Raw genomic sequence first — 24520 nt, forward strand, 5'->3', positions numbered from 1 at the left:
CGGTGTTTTTCTATTTTTGCAAGGGATAGATCTTTATCCTGATGCGGCTTTATTTATCAAGGGTCCATGGCCAATTTTACTCTGCGAAGTTTGAGGTGAAAATATATAATTCCTATTCACTTTATAGTTATATTCTATAAAAGGTGTCAGAAAGTACACGATAGGCCCGTTTTTGATCGACTTCTTGCTGCTCCTGGCGCGGCGCTTTGTTTTGCAAACATGATACTTTTTTTGTAGATGTACGGAAAAAGCCCGGTCCGCCAAAGATGATGGAAGGAGAGAGCGGGATTGTTTTTTAATTAAATGGGAAAAATGTCCTATTTTTTTAATAATTATTAGAATTTTCGTTTTACAAGCAGGAATATTGTGGTAATATTTGTTTTATATTTCAAGAGGAGGTTTTTTCGTGCGGGTCGTTAATCGCTCATTGCGTTGGGAAATTGAAGACCAAATGAAGCTGCATCGCTTTAATATGCATCAATTAGCTGAACTGACTGGAATTAACCAAGGTAATCTTAGCATGGCCTTGAATGGTATTTCCCGATCATTTACGATCAGCCAACTGGATGCTTTGGGCAAAGTTTTCGGAAAAGTACCTGGATGGTTGTATGAGCTGTACACGGAAGAATGCATCTCCGAAGAAAAAGTGTCCCGGCCGCGGTTAATACCATATCTGGTACGATGTGCCGAAGTAGGCCGAAATGATTGTATTGACGCCGTCATTCCAAAGATTCTCGACAATCCAAAAAATGTGCAAATCATCTTTGCTGCGGCAGAGAAGCTATTCAATAAGGGAAAAGAAAAAGAATCGGAACGCTTATATGAACTGGTCGTGGAGAACGTCAAAGATAGTTTTTCTGAAATGCTGGCGACGAGTCACTACCGGTTATTTGCGGTCACGCAAGGTACGGATGCGGAAAAGAACTGGAAGGCTGTTATTCGATTTGATCCGTTTCGAAACCGTTTGCCAGAGAGTTATCGCTTGGACGCGCTGTATCAGTTAGCACGAGCTTGTTACTCGTTGAAAAAATGGAGTGAGGTAGAAGAATATGCGGGCGAGCTTGTAGAGCTAAGCACTGTCGTATCTGGCGATGAAGTGGTAGCGCTTAAAAAGCATCCAGTGTATTATTATGGAAAAGGACTTCTGTATTTGGGGTCTGTGTTGGAAAGACGAGGGTTATATGAGCAGTCGAAAAAATATGTACGCAGCTATGCTGATCTGGAATGGCCAGAGCCACTCAATGAATCTGGCCAGAAAGAAGTGGAGCAGTTTAAAATTTGGGGAAAAGCGAATTTTTATACGCTTGAAGTGCTAACCGGGAACGAAGGCATCATTAACGAATACTCTGACTATCTTGCAAGCCTTAACAAGTTAAATGACATTGTGGCCGGGCTGATTGCTATCGTTTCATCAGCGAATACTCATGGGTTTAATGTTGATCATGTGCTGGCACGTTTTTCTGGCTCCATTGAACGTTTCGACATATTTAACAAGCATCTGATTCTTTCAGATCGACATCTTCAATATAGGTATCACAAAGCTATTTATGAGTTTAGGAACGGCAGGATTCAAGAGGGACTCGATGAGAAACTGCGTTTTCTTACCTTGGCTAACGATATGAAGAAGTATGAAGATGGTTTTCAATGTGTCTTGTCATTTGAAACATATCAAGAACGGGCATCAGCTCGGCAATTGAAAACGTATCGGTCAACCATGAGGGTGAAAGAGGAGGAGATTTAGAATGTAAGCCTATTTCCTGGCTCTGGTCATCGCCTTGGGGCTATTTTCAGTCTGGCCTATTGTGCAGCCGAGCCCAAGTGATGGACCGGTAATCATGCTGCTTGACCATGGCACAGAATAACATTTTGAACAATCAACACCCATCCCTTGAAGCATTCTGCCTTTTGAGCAGAATGCTTCTTTTTATGTCCATAAAATATTTCAAAAAATCTCAATGTCCTTTATTTGGAAATTTAGTATTATAATTGAATTCAGGGGATGGGTGATATGAATAAAAAGCTAAAGCGGAAAATCAGAAAGCTACAGCGGCAATTGGTACGGTTAGTTGAGAAAAAATGTTCTTTTTCCGACAAGGAGGTGGTGCAGCTCAGCCAGCGTTTAGATCGGTACATTCTGATGGCTCAAAAGTCTTCTTCTAAGTCGAAGCTTAAGGTGTGTGGATGATGCAGTATGAAAAGTTATTGGTCGGGGAAAGTGAAGAACGGATTGTCTACCTTACCCGGATCGGATCGATCTTTGAACGGTTATACGGCGTTAAGGATTTACATGACGCTGTATACAGGGCATCGACAGGTGCCGGTATTACGGCTAAAATGTTGGCCGAGCTTGGTTACAGCGGTGAGCAAATTGAGAAGCTTTTACGCGAGCGTTTGTTTTTTTGAACAAAATGAGACGATAGAATCATATTTCGGAAATTAGTTCCAATATTTTGAATAATATGGTACATTGAGTAAGCAAAAAAAGGAGGTAGTATCATGAAAAAAATTACTATATTGTTCCTAGTTATTTGTCTTTGTCTTGTTTTTAGTGTTCCGGTTTCAGCGACTGCAGACAGCGGAAAGGTGGTCTCTATTCCGAACGAGCGAGTTGTGAAGGTGCTTCAAGACAACAATTTTGATTTTACAATTGTAGATGGCAATATTAAGTTGAACCAACCGACTCCAGCAGTTGTCACGAAGGCCAATAATTTGCTAAATTCGCAGTTCCAACAAGCTCCTTCCTATTCAGCTTTTACCTCTTATCCGACTCCTTGGACTCATATGAAAAATCATGACAGAGGGGGCTCGCAAAAATTTGACGCAGCTACGAAAACAGCTTTTGGAGCGGCTTTTCTAGCCTGGGCGAGAAACATAACACTCTCTTGGCAGGAAGTTGTTGGTATCGCGGTTGCTGGGTATGGTGTTTATTATTTTGCAAATTCGCACGTAGAAGACCTATATACGTTTATTAAATACTACTATCGGGAATGGGGACCTGGTCGTTTTGATCACAATGGAACTTTCATTGGAGACTACGAACTTTTAAAAGAAATGAGAGTCACTAAAAATTCCGATGGCACTGACGGTTCTTTTGGTACTGATGCTAGAAGATCGACTATTTTAGATCCTTGGTTCTAAGATTAGGGTGGATAAAACTATATGAATAACATCTTGAAATACTTAATTTTTTTCATAGCAAATTTTGTGCTAACTTATTACTACATTTTCCCTGAACCAAGCTATGCCAGCTCTTTATTGTACTCTTTTCTTATGACACTCTTTATTGCCGTTTTAGATGCAATAAAGAAAAAACCACCATTGTAGCTCGTACCTCAATTTACAAGTGCCGCACCAGGAACTAATGTAACAGTACCTCAACTTGATGTTGCACCGTACAAAGTAGAATCTCTCAACGTAGGGGAACGCACTATTCCAGCATACTACTTTAATACTGAGGCTGAGGCGAAAGCATTTATTGCGAAACAAAAGTGGGAAAGAACGGCAGTCGAAGGATTAAATAGTCTTTCCGCTTCTGCTTCGCCTACTAGGAGTGGCTTTGTTTACGAAGGATTTTTTGGAAATATTAAACACGAATTTAATGAACTATATTTAGAAAACCATAGTGATGTTGCACAGACTTTTGATAGAGAAGTAAAGAGGTCTCATACAACAACGGCTTCAATTGGAATAGATTCGAAATTTCACGATTTTTTTCAACTTAAAACATCACTTTCGTTTGCTAAAACCTACGAGGAAGTTGTTAAGTTTCATGTAAATGTCCCTGGTAAGAAAAAGGCACAGCTTTTAACGTGGAATAATACAGATGTGTATCAATTTTCGAAAAACGGTTCAAAATTTAATGTGTACAGACCTACAGAATCTGAAGGCTCTGCGATTTATTTCTGGAAACTATAAGCACATTAGGGAGAATGGGAGTGAGTAGAAAATTTGCTCACTCTTTTTTATTACTTTAAAATTGTTTAAGAAAAGGTGGTGGAAAAATGATAGCGTCCAGTTTTGAAAAAAATAAATATTTCATTCTTAAAATTATCTCTTTAATAGCAGCTTTAATTGGCGTATATTATTTGCTTAATAGTCCGGAACTAGGGTTAAAATCAACTTCTATTTACATGTCCAATAACACTACAGGAAGTATTGCAACTTCTACATATTCTGTATTTTTGGAATCATCTATTATTTCCTATCGTATTTTGGGGGGGATTTTAACTTTTATTGGTGGTTACTTTTTTTTAAAGCATTAAGATGAAACGGCTCTTGTTCGCATTCTTGCGGCAAGGGCCTCGCTCATTACGTTACAGCACTTTCCACTGCCGCAAGACATCATCGCCGCTGGTGAAACAACTGTCGTGGCGACCTGGAAGAAGAACGACGTGAAACGAGCTGTAGGGCCCATGAGAGCGGAACTGCTCTACCGGAAAGCCCAAAAGTCCATCGGCCTCACGGAAGGCGCTGCGGCGGCCAAGCATGAGCTAGCCATGTATTTGGAGCAGTATGCTATGCTGTGCAGACCAGATCGAAAAGCTGATGGAGATTGTGGCGAATTTGGTGGAACAGATTCCGGGCGCCACAAAGGGGAAACGACCATCAGCAAGTGAGGTCACTGTCGCCTCCGGGCCTTGCTGTTCCGGGCAGCGCTGACGCTAGTCGCCAAGAACCCGGAGTTCCGCGCACTGCATCTGTACTTTTTTCGTTTCACCGCTTATGCACATATTGATCTTTGACAAACGAAGCACGGATAGGCTGGGGGAAATCATCACCATAAGGGCATCGACCCAGGGAGATATGGGAGGGTTAACCGCAAGGGTACATGTGGAGATCCATATGCGACCATACGGCTTTTAAAGCGAGGTGACCACCACCTCTATTCCTGCCAACAAGTAAATCTCATATATTTACTTTACGTCAAATATTATCCTCAATTGCTTCGTGGATCAAAGATGAAAACATGCGAATCAGCGAGAAAAACGAAGAAAACATTAATTCTTTGAGGAAGGTGAAACCTATGAATAAATATGATAAAAAGAATCCCCTCTGGTTCAAAATCGTATGGATGATCGTGGTTGTTGTCGAAATTTACGTATTTTTCATTAATAAACACTTTGTTGTTGGCGTTCTCACCTTAGGCCTATTCTGTATAGCATTTGGCTTTAACAAGTTAAAACATAGCCGCCCACAAGCCATCTTTGCATTTGTTATCGGATTGATATTATTCATTTTAGCGTGGCTATTGTATGCGGCTGAAAACCATTAGAGTTCTGCAAATCTTTTGATTTATCTCCCCCAACATAGATTAAACCGATGCTTACGTCTCGAATAAAGCCAACTGCTTCGGGGCGAACGGCTTGGTCGGCATGCCAAGCTGCTCCAGCATTTTCGCTGTATTGGCCGCTGCGTCCCCGCCTGTTTGAAGACGTTCCTCTACTTTCCGAAAACACCGTTCTTAACGTTCATTGGTTGCCGGTTCCTTATTATGAGGTCACAAAAATAGCTAGAAGCTTTAAAAACTAGATGAGGGGAGAAAGCAGGGTTAGCTGGAGCAATCCCTAAGACCGGATTTTCAGGCTTGAACGGTGATTTACGAATTAATAAAGGGGGAATATGTCCTTGGATATTAAAGAATTACAGCAATTTTTTAATGACATTAGCTTTAGACTCGGAAATATATCAGACCAAACGAGCAGATTTTCAAATCAACCATCGTCTAGCATCGAATCATTAACTTCCGAATTGGCCTATACAAATAATATTCTTACCGTATTAGCTATCATCGTTTTTTTAAAGGTAGCCATTGATCTGTTTTTCAAGATTAAAAAAAATAAACGAGAAAGCCACATGCCACTGGCATGGGGCTTTCTCGTCTTCCGTCCCCCATCGCTCCCACCCGTCAGGTGAAGCTCAGCCAGCGTTTAGATCGGTATATTCTGATCGCTCAAAAGTCTTCTTCTAAGCAGAAGCTGAAGGTGTGTGGATGATGCAGTATGAAAAGTTATTGGACGGAGAAAGTCAAGAGCGTATTTTCTACCTTGCCCGGATCGGCTTGATCTTTGAACGGCTATACGGCATTAAGGATTTGCACGACGCAGTATACAGGGCATCGACAGGTGCCGGGTTTGCCGCCCGAAGGTTGGCCGAGTTTGGCTATACCGACGAGAAAGTTGAGGAGCTCTTACGCGAGCGTTTGTTTTTTTACAGGGCAAACAAAATGGGACAATAGCGTTATGCAGCATTTTTGTTTCATTGTTCGTCAAAATATTGGGAGTTGAGAAAACATCCCAAAAAATACACGATTTAGGGTGGTGACTTTGGACTAGATGGCGCATTAGGTTAGGTGTTTCTTTTTGCTCTGTGCTTCCATTTTGTATCTAATTAAAACAAAGGTGAAGCCGACTAACATTTTTTAGGGTGTAACTCAAACAGCAAAATTCGTAATCAGTTTCACAAAAAAATCAAGGAGTTGAAGATATGAGAAAAAAAAACTTTTTTGGTCACATGCGTTGCGTGCGCTCTTTCTATGTTTTCCGTCGCATCAATTTCTGCATCGTCGGCTAATGCAGGTTCACCAGAACCTGCCGCAAAAAAAGAAGTATCGAGCATTAATTTTCAGCTTCAACAGTTAATTGACCAAGCAAAAAAGGAAGAGCAAAAAAGCTTTGTCGTGCCTTCAGCATTATTATCGTCATTTGAGAAAGCCTCCAAACAATACAAAGTCCCTCGCGATTTGCTGATCCTGATTGGATGGCAAGAATCGAGGTTGAGCAATCACGATGGAAAGCCAAGTTTTGAAAATGGTTTTGGTATTATGAAAGAGTACCCAGATCAAACTCATACCGATCCAGGATCAAATTGGGATTGGGATGTTTACATGAGGTATGTAAGAGCGTGGTACGACGAGTTTAAACGTTGGGAATAATTTGGTATATTGTTTGTTGCACTGTAATGAGGAGTAACGGATTAATCCGTTACTCCTCATTACAGTAAATATACGGAGGTTCCTCAATGAGCAGATCGTTTATTACGCTTTTGATTTTTTGTTGTTTTATTGTAGGATGCAGCCAAACAAAAATAACAACGACAGAGACTTCTCTTTCATTTGGCGGGATATCGATTGGATTTACAGAGAAAGAAATCGTAAATATAATGGGAAAAGCTACATCGATTGATGCAAAATCAAACAATATCAAAGAGATTGTTTACACAGGAACCAAAGGTCCAAATGCGGCTTTCATATTGGAAAATGATCGCCTTAAAGAAGCAACATGGTATCCTTCAGTATATGATGGCAAACTTAAAATACCAATGAAGAAAGAAGATATTGATACTTTGATTGATCCATCAATACTACACAAAGTTGAAAAAGTAGATTGTTATGAGTGGGCCCAATGCAGCAATTACGTTTTTGAGAAGGGGAAAAACAGACTGGAAATACTCCTCGATTGGGAAGGGAAATTGATAGATAGAGTCAAACTTCAATAACTCACAACTAAACAGAAAACGCATCTTGATTTACTAGATGCGTTTTTTCTATGCCCCAAATCAGCTCTAGGACGGCCCCGGAGTTATCTGCATTTGAAGTCAGACAAGAAGCGGCAGCGTCCGGGGTTGGTTGCCTTCTCCGATTGGTGCAAGCGGCTTCCTGTATTAGCGATTTGATTCTTCACGGCGCTTGGGCGCGTTCCGGGAAGCCTTTTTAAATTTATTGATAAGTGAGATTCCGGAATAAAATGCTGACCTCTGGCTCGGGGATCAAGTCCAATTTGCGGATAGCAGCGGACACACAACTCAATCCGTTCCAAGCAGGACACGTCTATTGTTGACGCCGATTTGTTGGCTTCTTAAGCGTGAGAACTTTTGACTGTTCAGTAACTATCTTTTTCTCGTTAACCATGTAATATAATTATGGAGGTGGTTTACATTGGGAATGAGATTTTTATTACTGATAGTGTTAGTGTTAACATTAACATTGGTTGGTTGTAACACGCAAACTGAATCGAGGGCCGATGACTCAAAACTTCAGTCGATAGTTTCTATAAAAGAAGAAGCTATCAAAGGTAAGATAAAAGGTATGGAGATCCAACTAAGGTCTACTTACTCGAAAGTTGTTGAGTTGTATGGAGAACCTAAAGAAATAGGAAATGAGGAGTGTTGGACATATACGCATGATCACCCCAAAACTAAAGTGAATTTTTATTTTAATCATGACTCATGTGCAGGTGATCTCAATGTCTTAAAACCAGAAGCTATTCTCAACAAAATTTCTGTACCAGTAGAGTCACTTAGCGTGACAGCAGAAGATGTAAAATTAGCGTTAGGGAAACCAAATGAAGAATATCCGAGTGAATCTTATGGGGGCTATTATTTGATTTATGAATTAGACCAAAGCCAGTTAGTGTTCTTTGCAAAGGATACATCTCCACCTTTGCAAATTACTAAAGTCCAATTAATCAGCACAAAATGAACATGAGTAAATTTGAGGTAAAGTCTGCCCTGCTAGACAAACAAGGAGAGAGGCAACTACGAGGTTCCGTCCGTACATGCCTGGCGCTCAAGACCCTTGGCGAAAATTTTTCAGAAATGGCCAATCGGCGGGAGCTGGTTGGTATTGTTGGAGCTGCCATAATCGTGTTTGATTAAAATACGGCTCTTGTTCGCATTATTGCGGCAAGGGCCGTTTTTTTAGTTGCCCTCTGCAAATTGAGGAGGCTTTTTTATTTAGCTTGGATCCCCCAGCTCGTTCAGTCGGGCCGACCAAGCGAACGACCGGCGCTAAGGCGGGCAAGAACGGCCCACCTAAGCGCCGGTATGTTCCTTTGGCCGGTCTGATCCTCCTTTGCGTTCCGAAGCCTTTTTGAAGGGATTATGAAAGCAAGGGCAGGGGAAGAAGGAACGTTCCCGGCTGCGCCAGAAACGCGGCCCATTTTTGGCTCTCTTGCCGCTTTCAATACGATAGTCTTCTTCTAAGCAAAAGCTGAAGGTGTGTGGTGTTTATGAAAAATAAAGTATTAGACTAATCGCAAAGCTGGGCTTCATCTGGAAGAACCGGGAACGCGGACTGCGGCGGCTCGGGCCGGCCGCCGTTGCCAGCGCGCCGATCGTAAAGCTGGACTTTATCCGAAAGCACCAAGAACGCGCTCTGCAGCTGTTTGAGCCAAGCCGCCGGCGTCGTCACTGGCGTTCAGTCTACAACTTTATTATCTCAGTCTAATACTTTATTGTTCGGTCTAAATCTTTATTAATCGCGAACATGTGGATGATGCAGTACGAAAACTTGCTGGCTGGGGAAAGTGATGAACGGATTCGTTATCTTGCCCAGATCGGGGCAATCTTTGAACGGTTATACGGCATCAAGGATTTACACGATGCGGTTTGTAGGACATCGTCAGGTGCCGGATTTGCTGCCCGAAGATTGGCTGAGCTTGGCTATACCGACGAGAAAGTTGAGGAGCTCTTGCGCGAGCGTTTGTTTTTTTACAGGGCAAACAAAATGGAAAAATAGAACACAATTGACTTTTGTGCTGCATCCCTTAGCGTACATTTTCCGCGTTTTGTTGTCTCTACCCCTTCTATACATCTGGATGAATAGGGTCAAACGAAATAATAACTGGCATAAACTTTGGAGTCACCATGAAATTATACACAATACCTTCTTTAGATTCGTATGAAACAATATAATCACCAAATTGTGAAGAGTACTCTATTTTTTTATATTTTAATTCCATTTCGTTATACTTCATAGTTATATAAATTGATAAAGTTAACCGTGCGGTTACACGTTGAATTGTTCCCGTCATATGGAATACTAAAATAATGAAAATAATGCTAAGTATAATAGTTTTTTTTCTTTTGAATTTAACCATATTTTTTCTCTCCTTTCGTTTATATTTAAAATAATACATTTAAGTAACAATATTCAAATTTTATAAATATAGTACTTGTTCCAAATTAACTGAACTATTTTGTTGCATAAAAAATGTAAGTGTGGTTTAATCAAGTTGTATTTGTAAAATTTTCTCAAGGAGGAGAATGTATTTTGAGTAAAAAAAAGGTTATAGCAGGGTTGATCGCACTTGCTTCTGTTGCATCGTCTATCATTCCAGTCTCTTACGCATCTAACGAGAAAGGTGAAGTCCATGCGTCGCAAACTCAAAACAATCCTTACATCCAGCAATACAATAAAGAAAATGGAATTACATCGAGAAGTTTAAATTCATCATTGTCAGAAGATGATGAAGCAGTTTACAAAACGCTGACAATCTACTACCAAGAAGATGTAAAGGTTGGCAAAATCCTTGCGCAAGTAGCCAAGGATACGGATGTCCAGATAAAAGCTACATCTATGAAAAAAGAAGATAAGATAGATGTGATGCATAAAATAAAAGAAACTTATTCTTCTGTTAAAGAATCGAGTGATCAAAAGGTCTTAGTAGATTTTATTGAAAGATATGCAAAAGATTCCAAAGACATTGTGTCAATTCAATTTTTAGATGCTGTCAGACCTCAACCAAGTAAAACATTGATACCACAACCAGAAGAAGATATAAAGAAAGGTGTATCTACTTCAAAAACTCAAAATCCAGCACAAAATCCAGCAGCTACCTTAAACTCAAGTTTCAACGCAGCTACGGCAGCCGACTGGGCATACAATAACTATAACAGATACAGCACTGATTTCCCGGCATTTACAAAATGGGGAAGCGATTGCACGAATTTTGTTTCACAAGCCCTATATGCAGCCGGTTTGTCCATGACAGGAAATTGGTATATTTACAAAAAAAACAGTACTTATTTAGTTCCTGAGAGTGCAGAACAATTGAACTATAGTTGGAACCTTTCCGATCCAAGTCCGTGGACAAGCGTTAAAGAATTCTATTCGTTCTGGAGAGGAAAATACATTGCGGGTACTTCTCGTGAAAATTATGAAGAAAAACATAAAGAATTTTTTGATAGAAGTATCTATAGAGGTGATCTAGTAATATTTTCTAAAGGTCTTTCCGGTTGGATAACTATAGCGACACATGTAATGATCATAACTGAGTACGATTCAACGAATAAAGATTTTAAACTTGCAGGTCACTCTAACGAAAGACAAGCGTATCCCCTTTTAGATGCAATCAAGTCTTATTCTAACATAGATTTCTACAGTTTTAGATAAATCAAGGAAATGACCACTAGACAGCAAGTAAAATTCTCCCACCCTTGATTTTAGGTCTTGAGCGGCGATTTTGATTTCGTGGAACAATGCAAAAAAACGGCTCTTGTTCGCATTATTGCGGCAAGGGCCGTTTTTTTTAGTTGCCCTCTGCAAATTGGCGGAGGCTTTTTTATTTTGTTTGGATCCCCCAGCTCGTTCAGTCGGGCCGACCAAGCGAACGACCGGCGCTAAGGCGGGCAAGAACGGCCCACCTAAGCGCCGGTACGTTCCATTGGCCGTCTGATCCTCCTTTGCGTTCCGAAGCTTTTTTGAAGGGATTATGAAAGCAAGGGCAGGGGAAGAAGGAACGTTCCCGGCTGCGCCAGGAACGCGGCCCATTTTTGGCTCTCTTGCCGCTTTCAACACGATACCATAGCCCTTCGGCACGACAAGGGGTACGCTCCGCCGCTGCGGCATATGCTCCCTCCCTGCGGTCAGTCCGCTATTCCTCGCGCCCCTTGTCATGCCGAGGCGTCCACTCCACTTGTCTCCGCTTTGCTACGCCAAATGGAGCCTCCGGGACGCCGATCGGCCGAAGCCTATTCGGGGAAGCTGTTCGATATGGTATGCGTGAGCCAAACGGCAAGCTGATGTGGCCGTGAATTAATCAAAGGAGCGATTCAATGAAGCTGCCCATTTTCACCTATTGCGTCAGACAAATCCAACCCTGTTACGGCGGCTCCGGTTTGGTTAATTTCATAAGCTAAATCCCCAGTACCGCAACCTAAGTCGAGAATACGTTCCCCTTTGGCGGGATTTAATAGTTCAACGGCGCCCTTACCAAATTCGGATACATACCCGAGCTTGCCTATACTACCGGAATCCAAACTTCCATTTCATACAGGTTATTGCCTCTGTCGTAGGTCATTTCAAACTCGGGACCATTCGCGGATTCGTAATTGCAGGTCGGAAACCACTCCCCCCAAATGCGTTTCCACAATGCATGAATGCCGCTTTGTCCATCGGGATATAAACCTGTTGAGAAGATCGCATAGGTTTGCGGAGGAATTGATAGTTTTTCAAACCCTTCCGGCAGACCGCTCTGAGGCAAGTAATACCCGATCATATAGGAAAATACGTTACCTCGCCTGTTGTATAACACTGCATGAAGCTGTCCATTTTCACCTAAACCTGCGGCGGTACGGATTCGGTCAACGGTTCCGTCAGAAATACATTGGCTCCAAAAAGCAGGGATTTCAATATACGGGCTTTCGCCGTCAGCGTTGATTTCAGTCGATACACCGAACATGTCAAAAGCTTGTTTTTCCTCGATTTTGTAGTTCATCTCCGCATCCCCTTTAATTGAAATATGAAAGGACATCCGAGGATAGGCTTTCAGTAACATGCCCTTATCGCGCGCTGACGTAGGCATTATACCGTGCATTTTTTTAAACGCTCTGGAGAATGCTTCGGGTGACTCGTAACCGTACTTCAAAGCGATATCAATGACCTTAACATCTCTGTTTTGAAGTTCGAACGCGGCAAGAGTCAGCCGCCTGCGCCGAATATACTCTGACAGCGGCACATCCGTTATGAACGAAAACATCCGTTGAAAATGATAAGTCGAACAACAGGCAATCTTAGCCGCCTGGTCGTAATCAATAGTCTCAGCCAGATGTGTTTCTATATATTCCATTGCGCTGTTCATGCGATCCAGCCAATCCATACGAATCATCCTTTCAAGATAAATTATAAGATGCGAAGACAAATGAATCCTTGCAATCTATGCACGAAAATATCATGCTTTGTTTATCGGCAGATGTGTCCGGTGCATTTGACTTTTGGATAAGCGTATGTTTCAATGAAACTGATTTGCGGGGGGACTGTTCGCAGTTGAGAAGGTTAAAACCTGACCCTTTGAACCTGTTAGTTAATACTGACGTAGGGAGCAAATAACAATGAATCTTGTTATTTTCCCCTTGTCTGAAATAGGACAAGGGCTTTTTTTTTATTAATGTACCAGAGCGGAGAGGATAGACTTGAAAAAAGTACTAACGATTGCCGGTTCGGATTGCAGCGGAGGCGCCGGTATTCAAGCCGACTTAAAAACGTTCTCGGCGCATGGCGTTTTTGGCATGAGCGTCATTGTTTCGGTGGTCGCCGAAAATACGAGCCGTGTCATTGACATTCAGGATGTCAGGCCGGATATGATCGAAAAACAAATCGATGCCGTGTTTGAAGACATTGATGTGGACGCCGTGAAGATCGGTATGCTCTCACAGCCCGATTGCATGGAGGCCGTCGCTGGAAAGCTCAAACAATACGCTCCCGCCAATATTGTTCTCGACCCTGTGATGTATGCGAAAAACGGCTGTCCGCTTATGAACCCCGACGCCATAGACACACTGATCCAAACGGTTATTCCGTTCGCCGACCTCCTGACCCCCAATATTCCGGAAGCGGAGAAAATCGCCGGTATGTCCATTCACAATGTCGAAGATATGAAAAAATCGGCCGAAGCGATTTACCGAATGGGGTGTAAAAACGTCCTTGTCAAAGGCGGTCATGCCGCAGGAAGCGCGCTGGATATTTTGTTTGACGGGGAACAGTTCTATACGTTTGATTCAGAGCGTATTGAGACCAAAAATACGCATGGCACAGGCTGCACCTATTCATCTGCTATTGCATCCAACCTTGCATTGGGATGTAGCTTACAGGAAGCGGTACACCGGGCAAAGGAATATATCACCATCGCCATTCGGCATTCCTTGTCGATCGGAAAGGGCCACGGCCCCACGCATCATTTTTACGAGCTTTACCAAAACGGTTTAAAGAATGGAGCCGAGATCATCAATGGACAATAACTTAACCTCAAGTATCGGCAATTTAGTGAGCAGCATCCGGCGAACAAAGCCTTTGGTTCACCATCTTACCAATTATGTGACGGTAAACGATTGCGCCAACGTTACGCTTGCCATCGGCGCTTCTCCTATCATGGCTGACGATATCGAGGAAGCTGCTGACATTACTGCAATATCCTCCGCACTTGTGTTGAATATAGGAACATTGAATAGCCGAACCGTAGAATCTATGCTTGCCGCCGGGAAGAAAGCGAACGAGAGGGGCATCCCCGTCGTTTTGGACCCCGTTGGCGCAGGCGCGTCGAAGCTCCGCAATCAGACGGTTAGGATGTTGCTTGAACAATTACAATTCAGTGTCATCCGCGGCAATATGTCTGAAATCCGTTATATCGCCGGACTCCAAGCAACAACGAAAGGGGTGGACGCTTCCGAAGCGGACTTGGAAAACAGTCTGCAAAGCGGCATCGATATTGCGAGCGAATTGGCGGAGCAATATAACTGTACGGTAGCAATCACCGGTGCGGCCGATATCGTATCCGACGGCAAAAGCGTAATTTGTATTGAGAACGGGCATCCGATGCTCGGCTCTATAACCGGTACAGGATGTATGAGCACTTCCCTTATTGGCTCGTTCTGCGGTGTTACGGCGGATTACCGCATGGCGGCCGTCGCTGGTCTTTTGTGTATGGGTATTGCAGGGGAGATTGCTTATGAAACAGCCGGTCAACAAGGAAACGGCAGCTACCGTGTAGCTCTCATCGATGAAATAAGCAAAATGAGCTCCCAGACGATGCACGAGAGGGCTAAAGTATATGAAGCCTGAGCTGGATTGCAGCCTTAATATGGCTACGGGCAGCAGCTTCTAGTGGGATGTTGGACGACCGGCAATGGAAAAGAGGCAGGCATTTTGCCCGCCGTTCCCGAAGGGGAGCGGCGGGCTTTTGGCTGTACGCTGCGCATCAGGCCAAGGACCGCAGCAGTCCGGCCAGCAGCCGGGCTCCCTCGTGCAGCTGGATTTCATTGGCATACGAGTAGCTCAAGCGAATCCGGTCGTCGAGCTCTGTGAGCGGATCGCAGATCGTACCGGGCACGAATGTTAGCGATTGCTCGATGCCTTTCGCAAGCAGCGTTCCCGCTTTGATCCCATCGGGCAGCTTAACCCACAGGTTCAAGCCGCCTGCGGGCTTGCTCCACGACAAGCCGGTACCGGACAACGCTTCCTCCATAATGTTCATCCGCACATGCAGCGCGATGCGGAGCTTCTCCAAGTGCCGCTGCATCCGGTCGGAGAAGAAGAGGAGCAGAAAAATCTTTTGATTCAACAGCGGCGTGCCGTTATCGGCGAGCGACTTAGCGGTCAGCAGATTGCCGATAACCGGCGGCCGGGCCGCCACGGCGGCGATGCGCAAGCCGGGAGCGATATATTTGCTGAAGCTGCGAATGTAGGCGACATACCCTTCCGTATCATAGGTGAACAGGGGCGGAGGAGGAGGCTGCTTAAAGTAAATGTCGTGAAACGGATCGTCCTCCACCAGAAGACAGCGGTGCTCCGCCGCCAGCTCGACCAAGCGCTTTCGCTGCTCCGCGGACACGGTATAGCCCGTCGGGTTGTGAAAAGTCGGGTTGAGATAAAAGAAGCGGGGCTTGCGCTCCTTCATCAGCCTCGCCACCTGTTCCAAATCATAGCCGTGCGGATGGATGTCCACGGCGGCCAACTGCGCGCCGTAGCTGCGGAAGATATCCATCGCCGCGCCGTAGGTCGGACGGTCCACGAGCACGATGTCCCGCGGCTTGAGCAGCGTTTTGGCCAGCAAGTCCAGCGCTTGCTGCGCCCCGGAAGTGATCAGCAGCTCCCCGGGCGTGAGAGCAAGGTGGTGCTCGGCCGCCAAGTATTCGGCCATCGCTTCACGCAGCTCCTCGTCGCCTTGGACGGGCGCGTAGGTTCCGAGCACTTTGGGATACAGATCGAAGGCTTGCTTGACGTAAGCCGAGAGGTACTGATTCGGCAGCAGATTCGGATCGAGCAGCGCCTGGGAGAACTGGTAAACCACCGGAACCCGCTGGATGTCCGATAGCGGATTTTGTTGAATATGAGAATGTATGGCAGGCGTCGCCGTCTGGTCGGACGGCAAGGCGCCGGTGTTGATATAATAGCCGGATTTGTCTTTCACATACGCTTTGCCACTCTGCTTCAGCAACTGGTAGGCTTTGAACACGGTCAGCCGGTGAACGCCCAGCTCCTGGGCCAGCTCGCGGATCGAAGGAAGCTTGCCGCGCTCGCTCCATTCCCCCCGGTCGATCCGTTTCAGGATATCGTCGCAGACGCTCTCGTACAGCCGGGCAGGCCGGGCGGCGGATGGGTAGATTTTGCTCACGCGTCGCACGCTCCTTTCATTATATCCATTGTAGCACTATTTTTTGAAATCTGTTCTGCGATATTCGATCTGTTCTGTGCCCCTTCTTCTATGATGGAGAAATAGAAGGAGGAGAGAGACATGGTGTGGTTGGGCTATGCAGTCATGTGTTTGATTTTCGGCACGACGTTTTTAATGATCAAGGTAGGGATTGACGCGGGGCTGCCTCCGTTCCTCTCAGCCGGAGTACGGTTCCTGCTTGCGGGCGCGATTATCTTCGTCTGGGCGTTGGCGACGGGAAAAGTGCGTTTCTCGCTGTTGTGGCGCAAGGACCTGCTGCCGACGGGGATCGGGCTGACGTTCGGCACATTCGCGACGCTGTATTGGGCCGAGCAGCATGTGAGCTCCGGGTTGGCGGCGATTTTATCCGCGACGGGGCCGATTTTCTTATTGCTGATTCAAAGCATCGTGCTTCGGAGCAAGGCAAGCCGCAGCTCCGTCATCGGGTGCGTGCTCGGCTTTGCGGGAGTGGGACTGCTGGTTGCGCCTAATCTGTCCGTGGAGACGAATGTGCTCTGGGTGGTTGGCTGCGCCGCGATTCTGGTCGGGGAACTGTTCTATGCGTCGGGTGCGCTCTATGCGAAGCGGGCGCTTGTGCGGTACCCGGAGACGTCGCCGCTGGCGTTGAACGCCATACAAATGATGCACGGGGGGATCCTGCTGTTCGTTCTGTCCCTGTTCACGGAGCGCGTGCCGATGGAAGCTTTGGCCACGGGGCAGGGGATCGGAGCGCTGTTGTATTTGACCGTGGTCGGGTCGATGATGGGACACAGCTTGTTTTACTGGCTCGTGGCGCGGACGAATCCGTTCTTCCCGACCACGTGGCTCTATATTTCACCGTTGATCGCCTTTGCGTTAGGCGCTCTGTTGTATGGGGAAGCGGTCACTTGGGGGGCCGTCGCGGGCGGCATAACGATCATCGTCGGCATTTTGCTTGTGAACCTCGACGCGATCCTTGGGGTGAGGTCGGCCAAGCGGACGCAAGGGGCGGCGGTTCAAGCGAAGCAGGCAGGGTGACGAGTTCATGAAGTCCAGGCAGGATCAGGGACAGGAGTCCTTGGCAGACAGGATGCTTGTTCCCTCCTTCGAACTATTTTCTACCAAATAATTGAAACATAGTAATTATAACGGTATAATAGGGATGTATTTACAAATATTATCCATCGGAGGGAAATCATGAAAAAGAAAATCGTCTCTGCCGCATTATCGACGGCCTTGGTGCTGTCCGTCTCCGCCTCGGTTATGGCAAGCAGTCCAACGGAATCCGTAACTGTGGGCGCTTCCGGCCACTCTGCCGGTGCAGCCGCGCCTCGCAACTTGGATGCCGAGCATTTGAATTTGGAAGCAAGAGAGGTTGTGAAATATTACTCGCTGACTTCTTACGAGGAGTCCGAAAAAGAAGCTTTTGTCCTGAATAAAGGAGAAGAGCTTACCGTTTTCGTCTATAACTCGGGGTTCCCCATCACTTATACCGTGTACGATGCTGACGGTCAAGCACTTGGCACTTATAATACGTATACCCCTTACGGCCGTATTTTTACAGCGCAGAAAAACGGTCCGCTGTACGTTCAGTTTAAGGCCGGGGCGAACAGCTCTTTCGTGAAAAAAATGAACTTCTCCGCCAAGTTTTCAATTTCGAGATAGTGTTCGGGTTACCGTTTCTCAAATTGGCAGAGTTAGGGTATAGGAGGTTTGTGAAGGGCGCCACGCTATGAAGTGGCGCCCTATCGCTGTAGGGGACGATTCTGCACGACATGCTCCTGTGGAGAAACTGTTGAGAAATTTTACAAGCAACCCCGCCACTTTCTTTTGCAGTACCTGCTGTTATTAGTCCACGAATGATCCAAATCATAATTGGAACTGCTCTTTTATTTAACACATTTCACTTCAAAGTCTAGTAGATGCCGAGATGCTTCTAAGTTAGCTACTCCCCCCTCTTTTGTACATAAATCCATTTTACTGTGGGCTGCACTAGCATTTTTGTTAATGATCACAGTAAAAGTAACACCCAATAAAATAACCCCGACACCTACCAACGATGTGACAAAATAGACTTTTTTTATGTTTTTCATACTTGGTAATAGTATAGATCAATTTTTACAAAATTAAAATATAATACAAAAAAGGAATATTTATATTTTTTTCTGCATTATGCGCTGTTGGTTCGGCTTGGTCAGTCGCTGCCACAGTTTTTTTGTTGCCGCGTACTGACACAATCGACGGGCCGTTTCGACATCCGGACCGCGAAAGAGCGGCTATGATGTCGATAGTTCAGGATAAATTTACTATTGACCGAAGGTAAACTAGCCAAGTCAGCGTATAAAAAAAATGTTCTCTAGTAGTTCTATCAACTCATCTCAAGCCGCTAGGGATACCTTATACTAATAATGAAGTAAAAATAAGGGAGGTATGGTAAATTGAAGAAGCTAACATGCAGTTTAATCATTTCCGGTCTGGCTTACTTCGGCACCGCATCGGTGAGCTTGGGGGTTCCGGCTTATGGCGGAACGGAAGTGTACAAGCAGCCGACAGGGGAGACGTTTCAAGCGGCTCTGCAGGGTGACGAATGGCTGAACTGGACGAAGGGGATGGATGACGAAGTATTAGTGCGGGACGAAAACGGTTTTTGGAATTATGCTGAAATTGATGGCATCAAATTGAAGCCGAGCGGGGCAAAAGTGAACATTGACCCGCAACCGGCGCAGGCGCTCAAGCAAGAGCAGCTGATGGAGTGGGCGAAGGAACAGCAGATCGTGGAGAAGATCAAATCCAATGTCGCGCCGTTTCTCGGCGAGCCCGATCCCGGCCCGTCCCTTGCGCCGATCAACACCGGCAGCTCCCGCAAGCTGCTTGTGATGCTCGTGGAGTTCGCCGATATCGGCATGAAATATTCCGATAGCGAATGGAACGACCGCTTCTTCGGCAATAAGGAAGGCACGGTCAAACATTACTACAAAGAGGTCAGCGCAGGTAAAATGACGATCGGCCCTGCGGCGGAATCCTACGGTACAGCAGGCGACGGCATCGTTCGTGTCAAGCTCGGCTATCCTCACCCGAATACGAAGGGCGACATCGGAGAGGCCAACAAAAAAATCGTCAGGGACGCTATAGCGGCTGCCGATCCGTACGTCAATTTTGCCAGCTTCGACACGAACAACGATGGTAAGGTGACCCGGGACGAGCTGTTTCTGGTTACCGTTACGGCCGGTTATGAAACCGCTTACGGAGGTGACCAAACGCCGAGGCCGAGTCTGTGGGCGCACCGCTGGTCGGCGGGAACATGGCAGGGAGACGGCAAAACGGTGAATCTGGAATATATCCAGCAAGGTGAAATCCATGGTAGGCCTGGCAGCGCCGACCATATGGCGACGATGGGCGTGCTCGTTCACGAAATCGGTCATTTGTTCGGTCTGCCCGATCTGTATGACAGCGAACCTAGGAACGGTGAGTCCATGGGTATCGGTCCACACAGCCTGATGGCCGGCGGGTCGTGGACCTCTTATGGGAACAACCATTCGGGGTCCACGCCAGTTCATATGGACGCTTGGTCCAAATACCAGCTCGGGTGGGTGAAGCCGACGGAAGTGAACGCTAACGGCTCGTTTACGCTCAATTCGTTTCAACCGTCCAACCCGAATGCGTACAACGTCGTCAAGATCAATACAAGCACGCCGGGACAGTTTTTCCTGCTGGAGAACCGCGGCTTTACGGGATATGACCGGGGGCTGGAAAAGGCGCTGAACGGCGGCAAGCCTGGCGTAGCGATCTGGCACGTAGACGAGACGCAGAAAGGCAATGGGGATGTGAATCGGAAGCTGGTCGATCTCGAAGAAGCCAACGAAGGCACGCTCGGCTACAGCCAGCTCGATACCAACAAGAAAGGGGTGAAGTACGACCACTATTACGCAAGCGGTGTCAATACATCGTTCGGCCCGAAGACGAAGCCTTCGAGCACGACTTACGAAGGAGTCGATACGAAAATCTCCGTGAACGTGAACAGCCCCGGCAGCAGCGCCATGAAGGTCGGAGTCAAGATCGGCGGTACGACCGGCTCGGGGAAGGCGACCAGCGTTCCCGGCTCCCCCAGCCTAAACCACAACAACTGGTCCAACGAGAAGGACTATGCGATCACGATGGACATGTGGTGGGGAAATAACGGCGACCAGTGGAGATTGTACGAAAACGATACGCTTGTCCACGAGGAAGAGCTGACGGACAACAGCTCGCAAGCGCAGAATGCGGTCAAAACCTTCACGAATCAAAAACCCGGAACGTATATTTATACGGCCGAGCTGATTAACTCGTTCGGTACCACGAAATCTTCTCCGATTACAGTCCGCGTGAAGTAAACATAAGGGAGCCGGCGATGCCGCGCTCCCTTTCAATCGTTACTGGAACCGGATCACAATTGAATCTCAATCGTCGTCCCGCGACCGACCTCGCTGCGAATCTTAATTTCTCCGTCGTGCTCCTGGATAATATCTTTGGCTATCGCCATGCCGAGCCCGGAGCCTTTATGCGCATCTCCGGTGTTGGTTCCGCGGTAATAGCGGTCGAATATTTTATCGAGTTCTTCTTTTCGGATGCCTTTGCCGTTATCTTGGACGACAATGCGGGTCCGATCGGTCTTTTCAATCCGGACGGCGATATTCACGTTGGCGTCATTATGGATAAGCGCATTATAAATTAAATTGTGTATTGCTCTCCGAACAAGAATTTCATCCACCTCCGCCGGGATGTTCTCTTGATTGGCATGAAATTCAATATGTCGCCTGGCGTATTTCGGGTCATTGACGATGTCGATCACGATATTCCGCAATAATACGACCAGATTGGTCGTTTTTTTGTTTAACGTCAGTTCTTTATTCTTCAATCTTGTCGTTAAGCTTAAATCCTCAATGACCTCTTTGATATAAAGCGACTTTTTCTCGATAATGTCGGCGTACTCCCGGATTTCGTCTTCGGTAAAGCGATAATCCGGGTCCTTCATCATTTCGGCAAAGCCTTGAATCGAGGCCAGCGGCGTTTTAATATCGTGGGAGATGTTGGTAACCCATTCCTCTTTCATCCGGTCCAATTTTTTTCGTTCGGACTCATTCGCCTTAAGATGATTGGACAACTGATTGATATTTAAAAATACTTGTTTAAAGACTCCCGTCGGCCGGGCATGAAAATATTCATGGTTTGCCAGTCGTTTGATCCCGTCGATTAGCGTATACAGCGGCTTGGTCAGCCGTTGGCTCAAGAAATACCCGATCAGTAACGTAATCAAAATATCGATAACGAGAACGATGCCTCCGACCTGAACCATGCGAAACAACGATTGATTATCGTACAAAATAACATACCGGTTGATATTGCGGTTTTCCATTCCGATCAAATAGCTGTAGGCGCGGCCGCCCGCTTTCTTTTCTCCGACAAAAACCGTCGTTTCGCCATTCACTTCCTTGTACTTGTACATTTGAACGATTTCCGAAGGAGTATAGCTTTTCTTTAACCCTTCCGGGGCTTTGTAGCGGAAGAGCTCCTTACCGGTTTCATCCAAAATTTGAATCCATGCGTTCCTGCTGCTTAGCTCTTCCTTGCCTGGGTCGGCAATCGTCGGCGCATCGCCGGAAATCGTGATCTGATCCTGAAACTGTCGTGTAAATAGCTCGGGAGAGTGCTCCTCTTCTTGAAAGATGGGGATGTTTAAGACAGACTGAGCCATGAACAAAGCAAGCATAAGGAACAGGTTTACGAAAATAATGAAGAGGACCACGAAGACAACCGAGATCAGATATCTTACTGTTAACTTCCATTTCATAACCTATTCATCCGCGATGGCTAGTTTGTAGCCCAAGCCTTTGACGGTAATTAGATAGCGGGGTTGGGAAGGCTGCTCTTCAATTTTTTCCCGCAGCCTCCGGATATGAACCATCACCGTATTATCAATGCCGATAAAATCCTCCCCCCAGACGGCGTCGTAAAGCCTTTCCTTGCTGATCACTTTATTTGCGTTCTGGAGGAAATACTTCATTAATCCAAGCTCTTTCGGCTTTAGTTCAATGCTAATCCCGTTCTTTAAACATTCTGCTTTCTGTTCGTTTAAGGCAAAGGGTCCCGCTGTTAAGATCGTATCCTTCACGGCCTCCGGCTGCATATAATCGGCTCGGCGCAATTGGGCTTTCACGCGGTAAGCCAGCTCTTTGGGGCTGAACGGCTTGGTAATATAATCGTCGCCGCCGATGGCGAAGCCTAAAATTTTGTCGATTTCCTCCGTCTTGGCCGATAAAAATAAAATCGGAACCTTCGAGATCGCTCGGATTTGCCTGCACACGTCATAGCCTTCCCCATCCGGGAGCATAATGTCCAGCAGCACAAGATCCGGCTGCTTTTGCTGGAATTGAACGAACCCGTCTTCCACCGTCGTGGACGTGATGACATGCTCGATGCCTTCTTTGCGCAGAACCGTGGCCACAAGCTTCAATATGGCTTCCTCATCGTCTATAATCAAAACCTTTTTGTTGATCGACATGTCATCGTGCCTCCTGGGATGGGAAAGGTTTAATGTAACCCTATTTATGTGAGAGTATGCGGTACTTTTTATTATTTATCAAGCAGCAAGAAAGCCATGCTGCCTCAGCTTCTTGCGCATTGTCCGGATTTATTTGGCAGTTTGTTTTTTTCCGTAGGTCATGAACCGCCATGCTTTCTCCAACGGACCCATCTTAAAGTAGCGGAACCACAGGCTGCTGTAGACGAGCTGCACGATCATAATCAGACAGGCGATGAGGACCACATTGGCGGGAGATACCGTCTCCAGGCCCATGATCGAGATGAACAACGATCCAATTAAGCTTTGGGCGACATAATTCGTCAGCGCCATCTGGCCTACGCGTGCGAAGGGCTGAAGCATCGTCCGGGCTGTCTGATGCTCAAGCACCAAAAACAACGATGTCGCATACAATAAGACCCCCGGAATGGCGCTCAAGGAAACGATGAGCTTCAGGTCCTCCGCTCCATGCTGAGCCGCTGTCCAGATCCAGACCGACAATCCGATAAAGATCGGCAAGGACCCAAGCTGCACCAAGCGAATCCGCTTTTTCAATTGTCCGATCCGTCTGATCCAGTCGGCCTTCGCCGCCAGAAATCCGGCTAGAAACATCATGAAGATTAAAGTCGTATCGGAGATCACAAAATCGACCACGCTGGATAACGGAACTGTGCCCCCCATCGCGAGTTTCAAGAGGAGCGCAAGCAAGTATACTCCGGCGATTCCGCCAAGCCAATTGCGGATCGTCGTCACCTTGGCCCGGTAAAATGGAAGCAGGAACAGACCGATCAACGCGTACATGGGCAAGATGGTGCCCCAGAAGACAAAGACATGAATCACGCCGAGGAGAAGGAGCGCCAGCAAGCGGCGGGCAAACCGCCAGAGCGGCTTGTCCCCCCGCTGCTCGGCGCGCGAGGCGAAGATGTAAAAGCCGACGCCGAACAGGAATGAGAAGATGGAGAAAAACTTCTTTTCCACGAACATGAGAATCAGGGTGTCGATCGCTTGATTAATTCCGGCGTACTCCGGTATGATCATTCCTTCAGTGAGGACGATATATCCTTTCACATTGATAAATAAGATTCCGAATAACGCAAGCCCCCGAATGATATCCAAGGCTGCGATCCTTTCTTGCTGTGGGATGGATGGGTTCATATTGGCCTGCTCCTTACGATCCTTTGATTTATTGCAATTGCTGACTTGCTTTCCCGGGCAGCTCTTCTTTCGTGACTTCTTGGTAAGAGGTCACGCCTTTTCCTTCTTTCACAAACAGACTGAGGTATGCTTTCTCCCGAAGCTGCTTGGGGGCGGAGAACTTCAGTGTCTTTTGCTGCCCGTTCTTGTCAAATGCCGGCAGCTCGTATTCGTATCTGACCATGATTTCTCCGTTGTCGATATTATCTTCAAGCTTCTTTCCTTGTCCTTGAACCTGCGTATAATAGACGTCCGCCCCCAGCCGATTCAGATTGACGTTCTGTAGCAAGAACAAGCCTCCGAATAAAAGAGCCGCGATGACGATGCAAGAAATGATTATTTTTTTCATAGTCCTCTCCCGTTCCAT

28 protein-coding genes and 1 riboswitch are annotated in these 24520 nt (G+C 46.2%); of the genes, 19 read left to right on the plus strand and 9 right to left on the minus strand.

The features are described 5' to 3' along the window. Positions 1–406: 406 nt before the first annotated feature. From BLO51_RS17345 to BLO51_RS17400, 13 genes are all read left to right on the plus strand, one after another. Entirely contained in the window at positions 407–1741 is a 1335-nt protein-coding gene (locus BLO51_RS17345) for a tetratricopeptide repeat protein (protein WP_090673892.1), read from the plus strand. A 267-nt stretch (positions 1742–2008) separates the two neighbouring features. After that, positions 2009–2185 (plus strand): aspartyl-phosphate phosphatase Spo0E family protein, encoded by a 177-nt coding sequence (locus tag BLO51_RS17350; protein WP_090673894.1) that lies wholly within the window; start codon positions 2009–2011, stop codon positions 2183–2185. Further along, positions 2185–2403, plus strand: coding sequence for a hypothetical protein (locus tag BLO51_RS17355; RefSeq protein WP_090673896.1), 219 nt, complete (start codon positions 2185–2187; stop codon positions 2401–2403). The genes BLO51_RS17350 and BLO51_RS17355 overlap by 1 nt, the downstream gene beginning before the upstream one ends. 93 nt (positions 2404–2496) lie before the next feature. After that, positions 2497–3138, plus strand: coding sequence for a hypothetical protein (locus tag BLO51_RS17360; protein ID WP_090673897.1), 642 nt, complete (start codon positions 2497–2499; stop codon positions 3136–3138). Positions 3139–4001: 863 nt separating this feature from the next. Further along, positions 4002–4262, plus strand: coding sequence for a hypothetical protein (locus tag BLO51_RS28665; RefSeq protein WP_143006909.1), 261 nt, complete (start codon positions 4002–4004; stop codon positions 4260–4262). Between the two features lie 129 nt (positions 4263–4391). Then, the gene (locus BLO51_RS30410) at positions 4392–4616 is read left to right on the plus strand and encodes a hypothetical protein (protein ID WP_245719713.1); all 225 of its coding nucleotides are present in this window, start codon (positions 4392–4394) and stop codon (positions 4614–4616) included. Between the two features lie 407 nt (positions 4617–5023). Then, complete coding sequence (locus tag BLO51_RS17370) at positions 5024–5272, plus strand: hypothetical protein (protein ID WP_090673899.1); 249 nt, start codon at positions 5024–5026, stop codon at positions 5270–5272. Positions 5273–5625: 353 nt separating this feature from the next. Then, positions 5626–5913, plus strand: coding sequence for a hypothetical protein (locus tag BLO51_RS29300; RefSeq protein WP_090673901.1), 288 nt, complete (start codon positions 5626–5628; stop codon positions 5911–5913). A 76-nt stretch (positions 5914–5989) separates the two neighbouring features. After that, positions 5990–6235, plus strand: a complete 246-nt coding sequence (locus BLO51_RS17380) for a hypothetical protein (protein WP_245719714.1) — start codon at positions 5990–5992, stop codon at positions 6233–6235. A gap of 297 nt (positions 6236–6532) precedes the next feature. After that, positions 6533–6931 carry a hypothetical protein gene (locus BLO51_RS17385; protein ID WP_143006910.1) on the plus strand — a complete coding sequence of 133 codons (399 nt, stop codon included), beginning with the start codon at positions 6533–6535 and terminating at the stop codon, positions 6929–6931. Positions 6932–7017: 86 nt separating this feature from the next. Further along, positions 7018–7494, plus strand: a complete 477-nt coding sequence (locus tag BLO51_RS17390; protein ID WP_090673904.1) for a hypothetical protein — start codon at positions 7018–7020, stop codon at positions 7492–7494. Between the two features lie 445 nt (positions 7495–7939). After that, positions 7940–8476 (plus strand): hypothetical protein, encoded by a 537-nt coding sequence (locus BLO51_RS17395; RefSeq protein WP_143006911.1) that lies wholly within the window; start codon positions 7940–7942, stop codon positions 8474–8476. A gap of 792 nt (positions 8477–9268) precedes the next feature. Further along, complete coding sequence (locus tag BLO51_RS17400; protein ID WP_245719715.1) at positions 9269–9514, plus strand: hypothetical protein; 246 nt, start codon at positions 9269–9271, stop codon at positions 9512–9514. Between the two features lie 67 nt (positions 9515–9581). Here BLO51_RS17400 and BLO51_RS17405 read toward each other — a convergent pair whose 3' ends face one another. Next, complete coding sequence (locus BLO51_RS17405; protein ID WP_090673910.1) at positions 9582–9875, minus strand: hypothetical protein; 294 nt, start codon at positions 9873–9875, stop codon at positions 9582–9584. Between the two features lie 173 nt (positions 9876–10048). Here BLO51_RS17405 and BLO51_RS17410 point away from each other — a divergent pair, with 173 nt between their 5' ends. Next, positions 10049–11170 (plus strand): amidase domain-containing protein, encoded by a 1122-nt coding sequence (locus BLO51_RS17410; RefSeq protein WP_143006912.1) that lies wholly within the window; start codon positions 10049–10051, stop codon positions 11168–11170. On the opposite strand, the gene BLO51_RS28675 is transcribed toward BLO51_RS17410, so the two are convergent. The 3 genes from BLO51_RS28675 to BLO51_RS17420 all read right to left on the minus strand — a co-directional run bounded on the left by BLO51_RS28675 (position 11120) and on the right by BLO51_RS17420 (position 12875). Continuing rightward, positions 11120–11626 (minus strand): hypothetical protein, encoded by a 507-nt coding sequence (locus tag BLO51_RS28675; RefSeq protein WP_143006913.1) that lies wholly within the window; start codon positions 11624–11626, stop codon positions 11120–11122. The genes BLO51_RS17410 and BLO51_RS28675 overlap by 51 nt on opposite strands. Before the next feature lie 203 nt (positions 11627–11829). Further along, positions 11830–12036 carry a methyltransferase domain-containing protein gene (locus tag BLO51_RS17415; protein WP_090673911.1) on the minus strand — a complete coding sequence of 69 codons (207 nt, stop codon included), beginning with the start codon at positions 12034–12036 and terminating at the stop codon, positions 11830–11832. Beyond that, entirely contained in the window at positions 12018–12875 is an 858-nt protein-coding gene (locus BLO51_RS17420; RefSeq protein ID WP_090673913.1) for an AraC family transcriptional regulator, read from the minus strand. Before BLO51_RS17420 ends, BLO51_RS17415 begins: the two co-directional genes overlap by 19 nt. A gap of 140 nt (positions 12876–13015) precedes the next feature. Continuing rightward, positions 13016–13114: riboswitch (TPP riboswitch) on the plus strand. A 74-nt stretch (positions 13115–13188) separates the two neighbouring features. On the opposite strand from BLO51_RS17420, the gene thiD reads away from it, so the two are divergent. Both thiD and thiM read left to right on the plus strand, forming a co-directional pair. Continuing rightward, positions 13189–14013 (plus strand): bifunctional hydroxymethylpyrimidine kinase/phosphomethylpyrimidine kinase, encoded by an 825-nt coding sequence (gene thiD, locus BLO51_RS17425; RefSeq protein WP_090673915.1) that lies wholly within the window; start codon positions 13189–13191, stop codon positions 14011–14013. Beyond that, the gene (thiM, locus tag BLO51_RS17430; protein ID WP_090673917.1) at positions 14003–14833 is read left to right on the plus strand and encodes a hydroxyethylthiazole kinase; all 831 of its coding nucleotides are present in this window, start codon (positions 14003–14005) and stop codon (positions 14831–14833) included. Before thiD ends, thiM begins: the two co-directional genes overlap by 11 nt. A gap of 136 nt (positions 14834–14969) precedes the next feature. Here the strand turns inward: thiM and BLO51_RS17435 are convergent, their stop codons facing one another. Next, positions 14970–16385, minus strand: coding sequence for an aminotransferase-like domain-containing protein (locus BLO51_RS17435; RefSeq protein ID WP_090673918.1), 1416 nt, complete (start codon positions 16383–16385; stop codon positions 14970–14972). A 120-nt stretch (positions 16386–16505) separates the two neighbouring features. Here BLO51_RS17435 and BLO51_RS17440 point away from each other — a divergent pair, with 120 nt between their 5' ends. The 3 genes from BLO51_RS17440 (at position 16506) to BLO51_RS17450 (ending at position 20773) form a co-directional block, all read left to right on the plus strand. Further along, a complete protein-coding gene (locus tag BLO51_RS17440) occupies positions 16506–17441 on the plus strand; it encodes a DMT family transporter (protein WP_090673920.1) in 936 nt (311 codons plus the stop codon). Positions 17442–17600: 159 nt separating this feature from the next. Next, the gene (locus tag BLO51_RS17445) at positions 17601–18068 is read left to right on the plus strand and encodes a hypothetical protein (RefSeq protein WP_090673922.1); all 468 of its coding nucleotides are present in this window, start codon (positions 17601–17603) and stop codon (positions 18066–18068) included. Positions 18069–18841: 773 nt separating this feature from the next. After that, a complete protein-coding gene (locus BLO51_RS17450; RefSeq protein ID WP_090673923.1) occupies positions 18842–20773 on the plus strand; it encodes a M6 family metalloprotease domain-containing protein in 1932 nt (643 codons plus the stop codon). Between the two features lie 53 nt (positions 20774–20826). On the opposite strand, the gene BLO51_RS17455 is transcribed toward BLO51_RS17450, so the two are convergent. The 4 genes from BLO51_RS17455 to BLO51_RS17470 all read right to left on the minus strand — a co-directional run bounded on the left by BLO51_RS17455 (position 20827) and on the right by BLO51_RS17470 (position 24502). Further along, on the minus strand, positions 20827–22230 hold the full coding sequence (locus BLO51_RS17455; protein WP_090673925.1) for a sensor histidine kinase: 1404 nt from the start codon (positions 22228–22230) through the stop codon (positions 20827–20829). A 3-nt stretch (positions 22231–22233) separates the two neighbouring features. Beyond that, complete coding sequence (locus tag BLO51_RS17460; protein WP_090673926.1) at positions 22234–22941, minus strand: response regulator transcription factor; 708 nt, start codon at positions 22939–22941, stop codon at positions 22234–22236. 129 nt (positions 22942–23070) lie between these two features. Continuing rightward, the gene (locus BLO51_RS17465) at positions 23071–24114 is read right to left on the minus strand and encodes a DUF418 domain-containing protein (RefSeq protein WP_090673928.1); all 1044 of its coding nucleotides are present in this window, start codon (positions 24112–24114) and stop codon (positions 23071–23073) included. Between the two features lie 28 nt (positions 24115–24142). Then, positions 24143–24502, minus strand: coding sequence for a YxeA family protein (locus BLO51_RS17470; protein WP_090673929.1), 360 nt, complete (start codon positions 24500–24502; stop codon positions 24143–24145). Positions 24503–24520 lie beyond the last annotated feature (18 nt).

Source organism: Paenibacillus tianmuensis, assembly GCF_900100345.1.
Classification (GTDB): domain Bacteria; phylum Bacillota; class Bacilli; order Paenibacillales; family NBRC-103111; genus Paenibacillus_G; species Paenibacillus_G tianmuensis.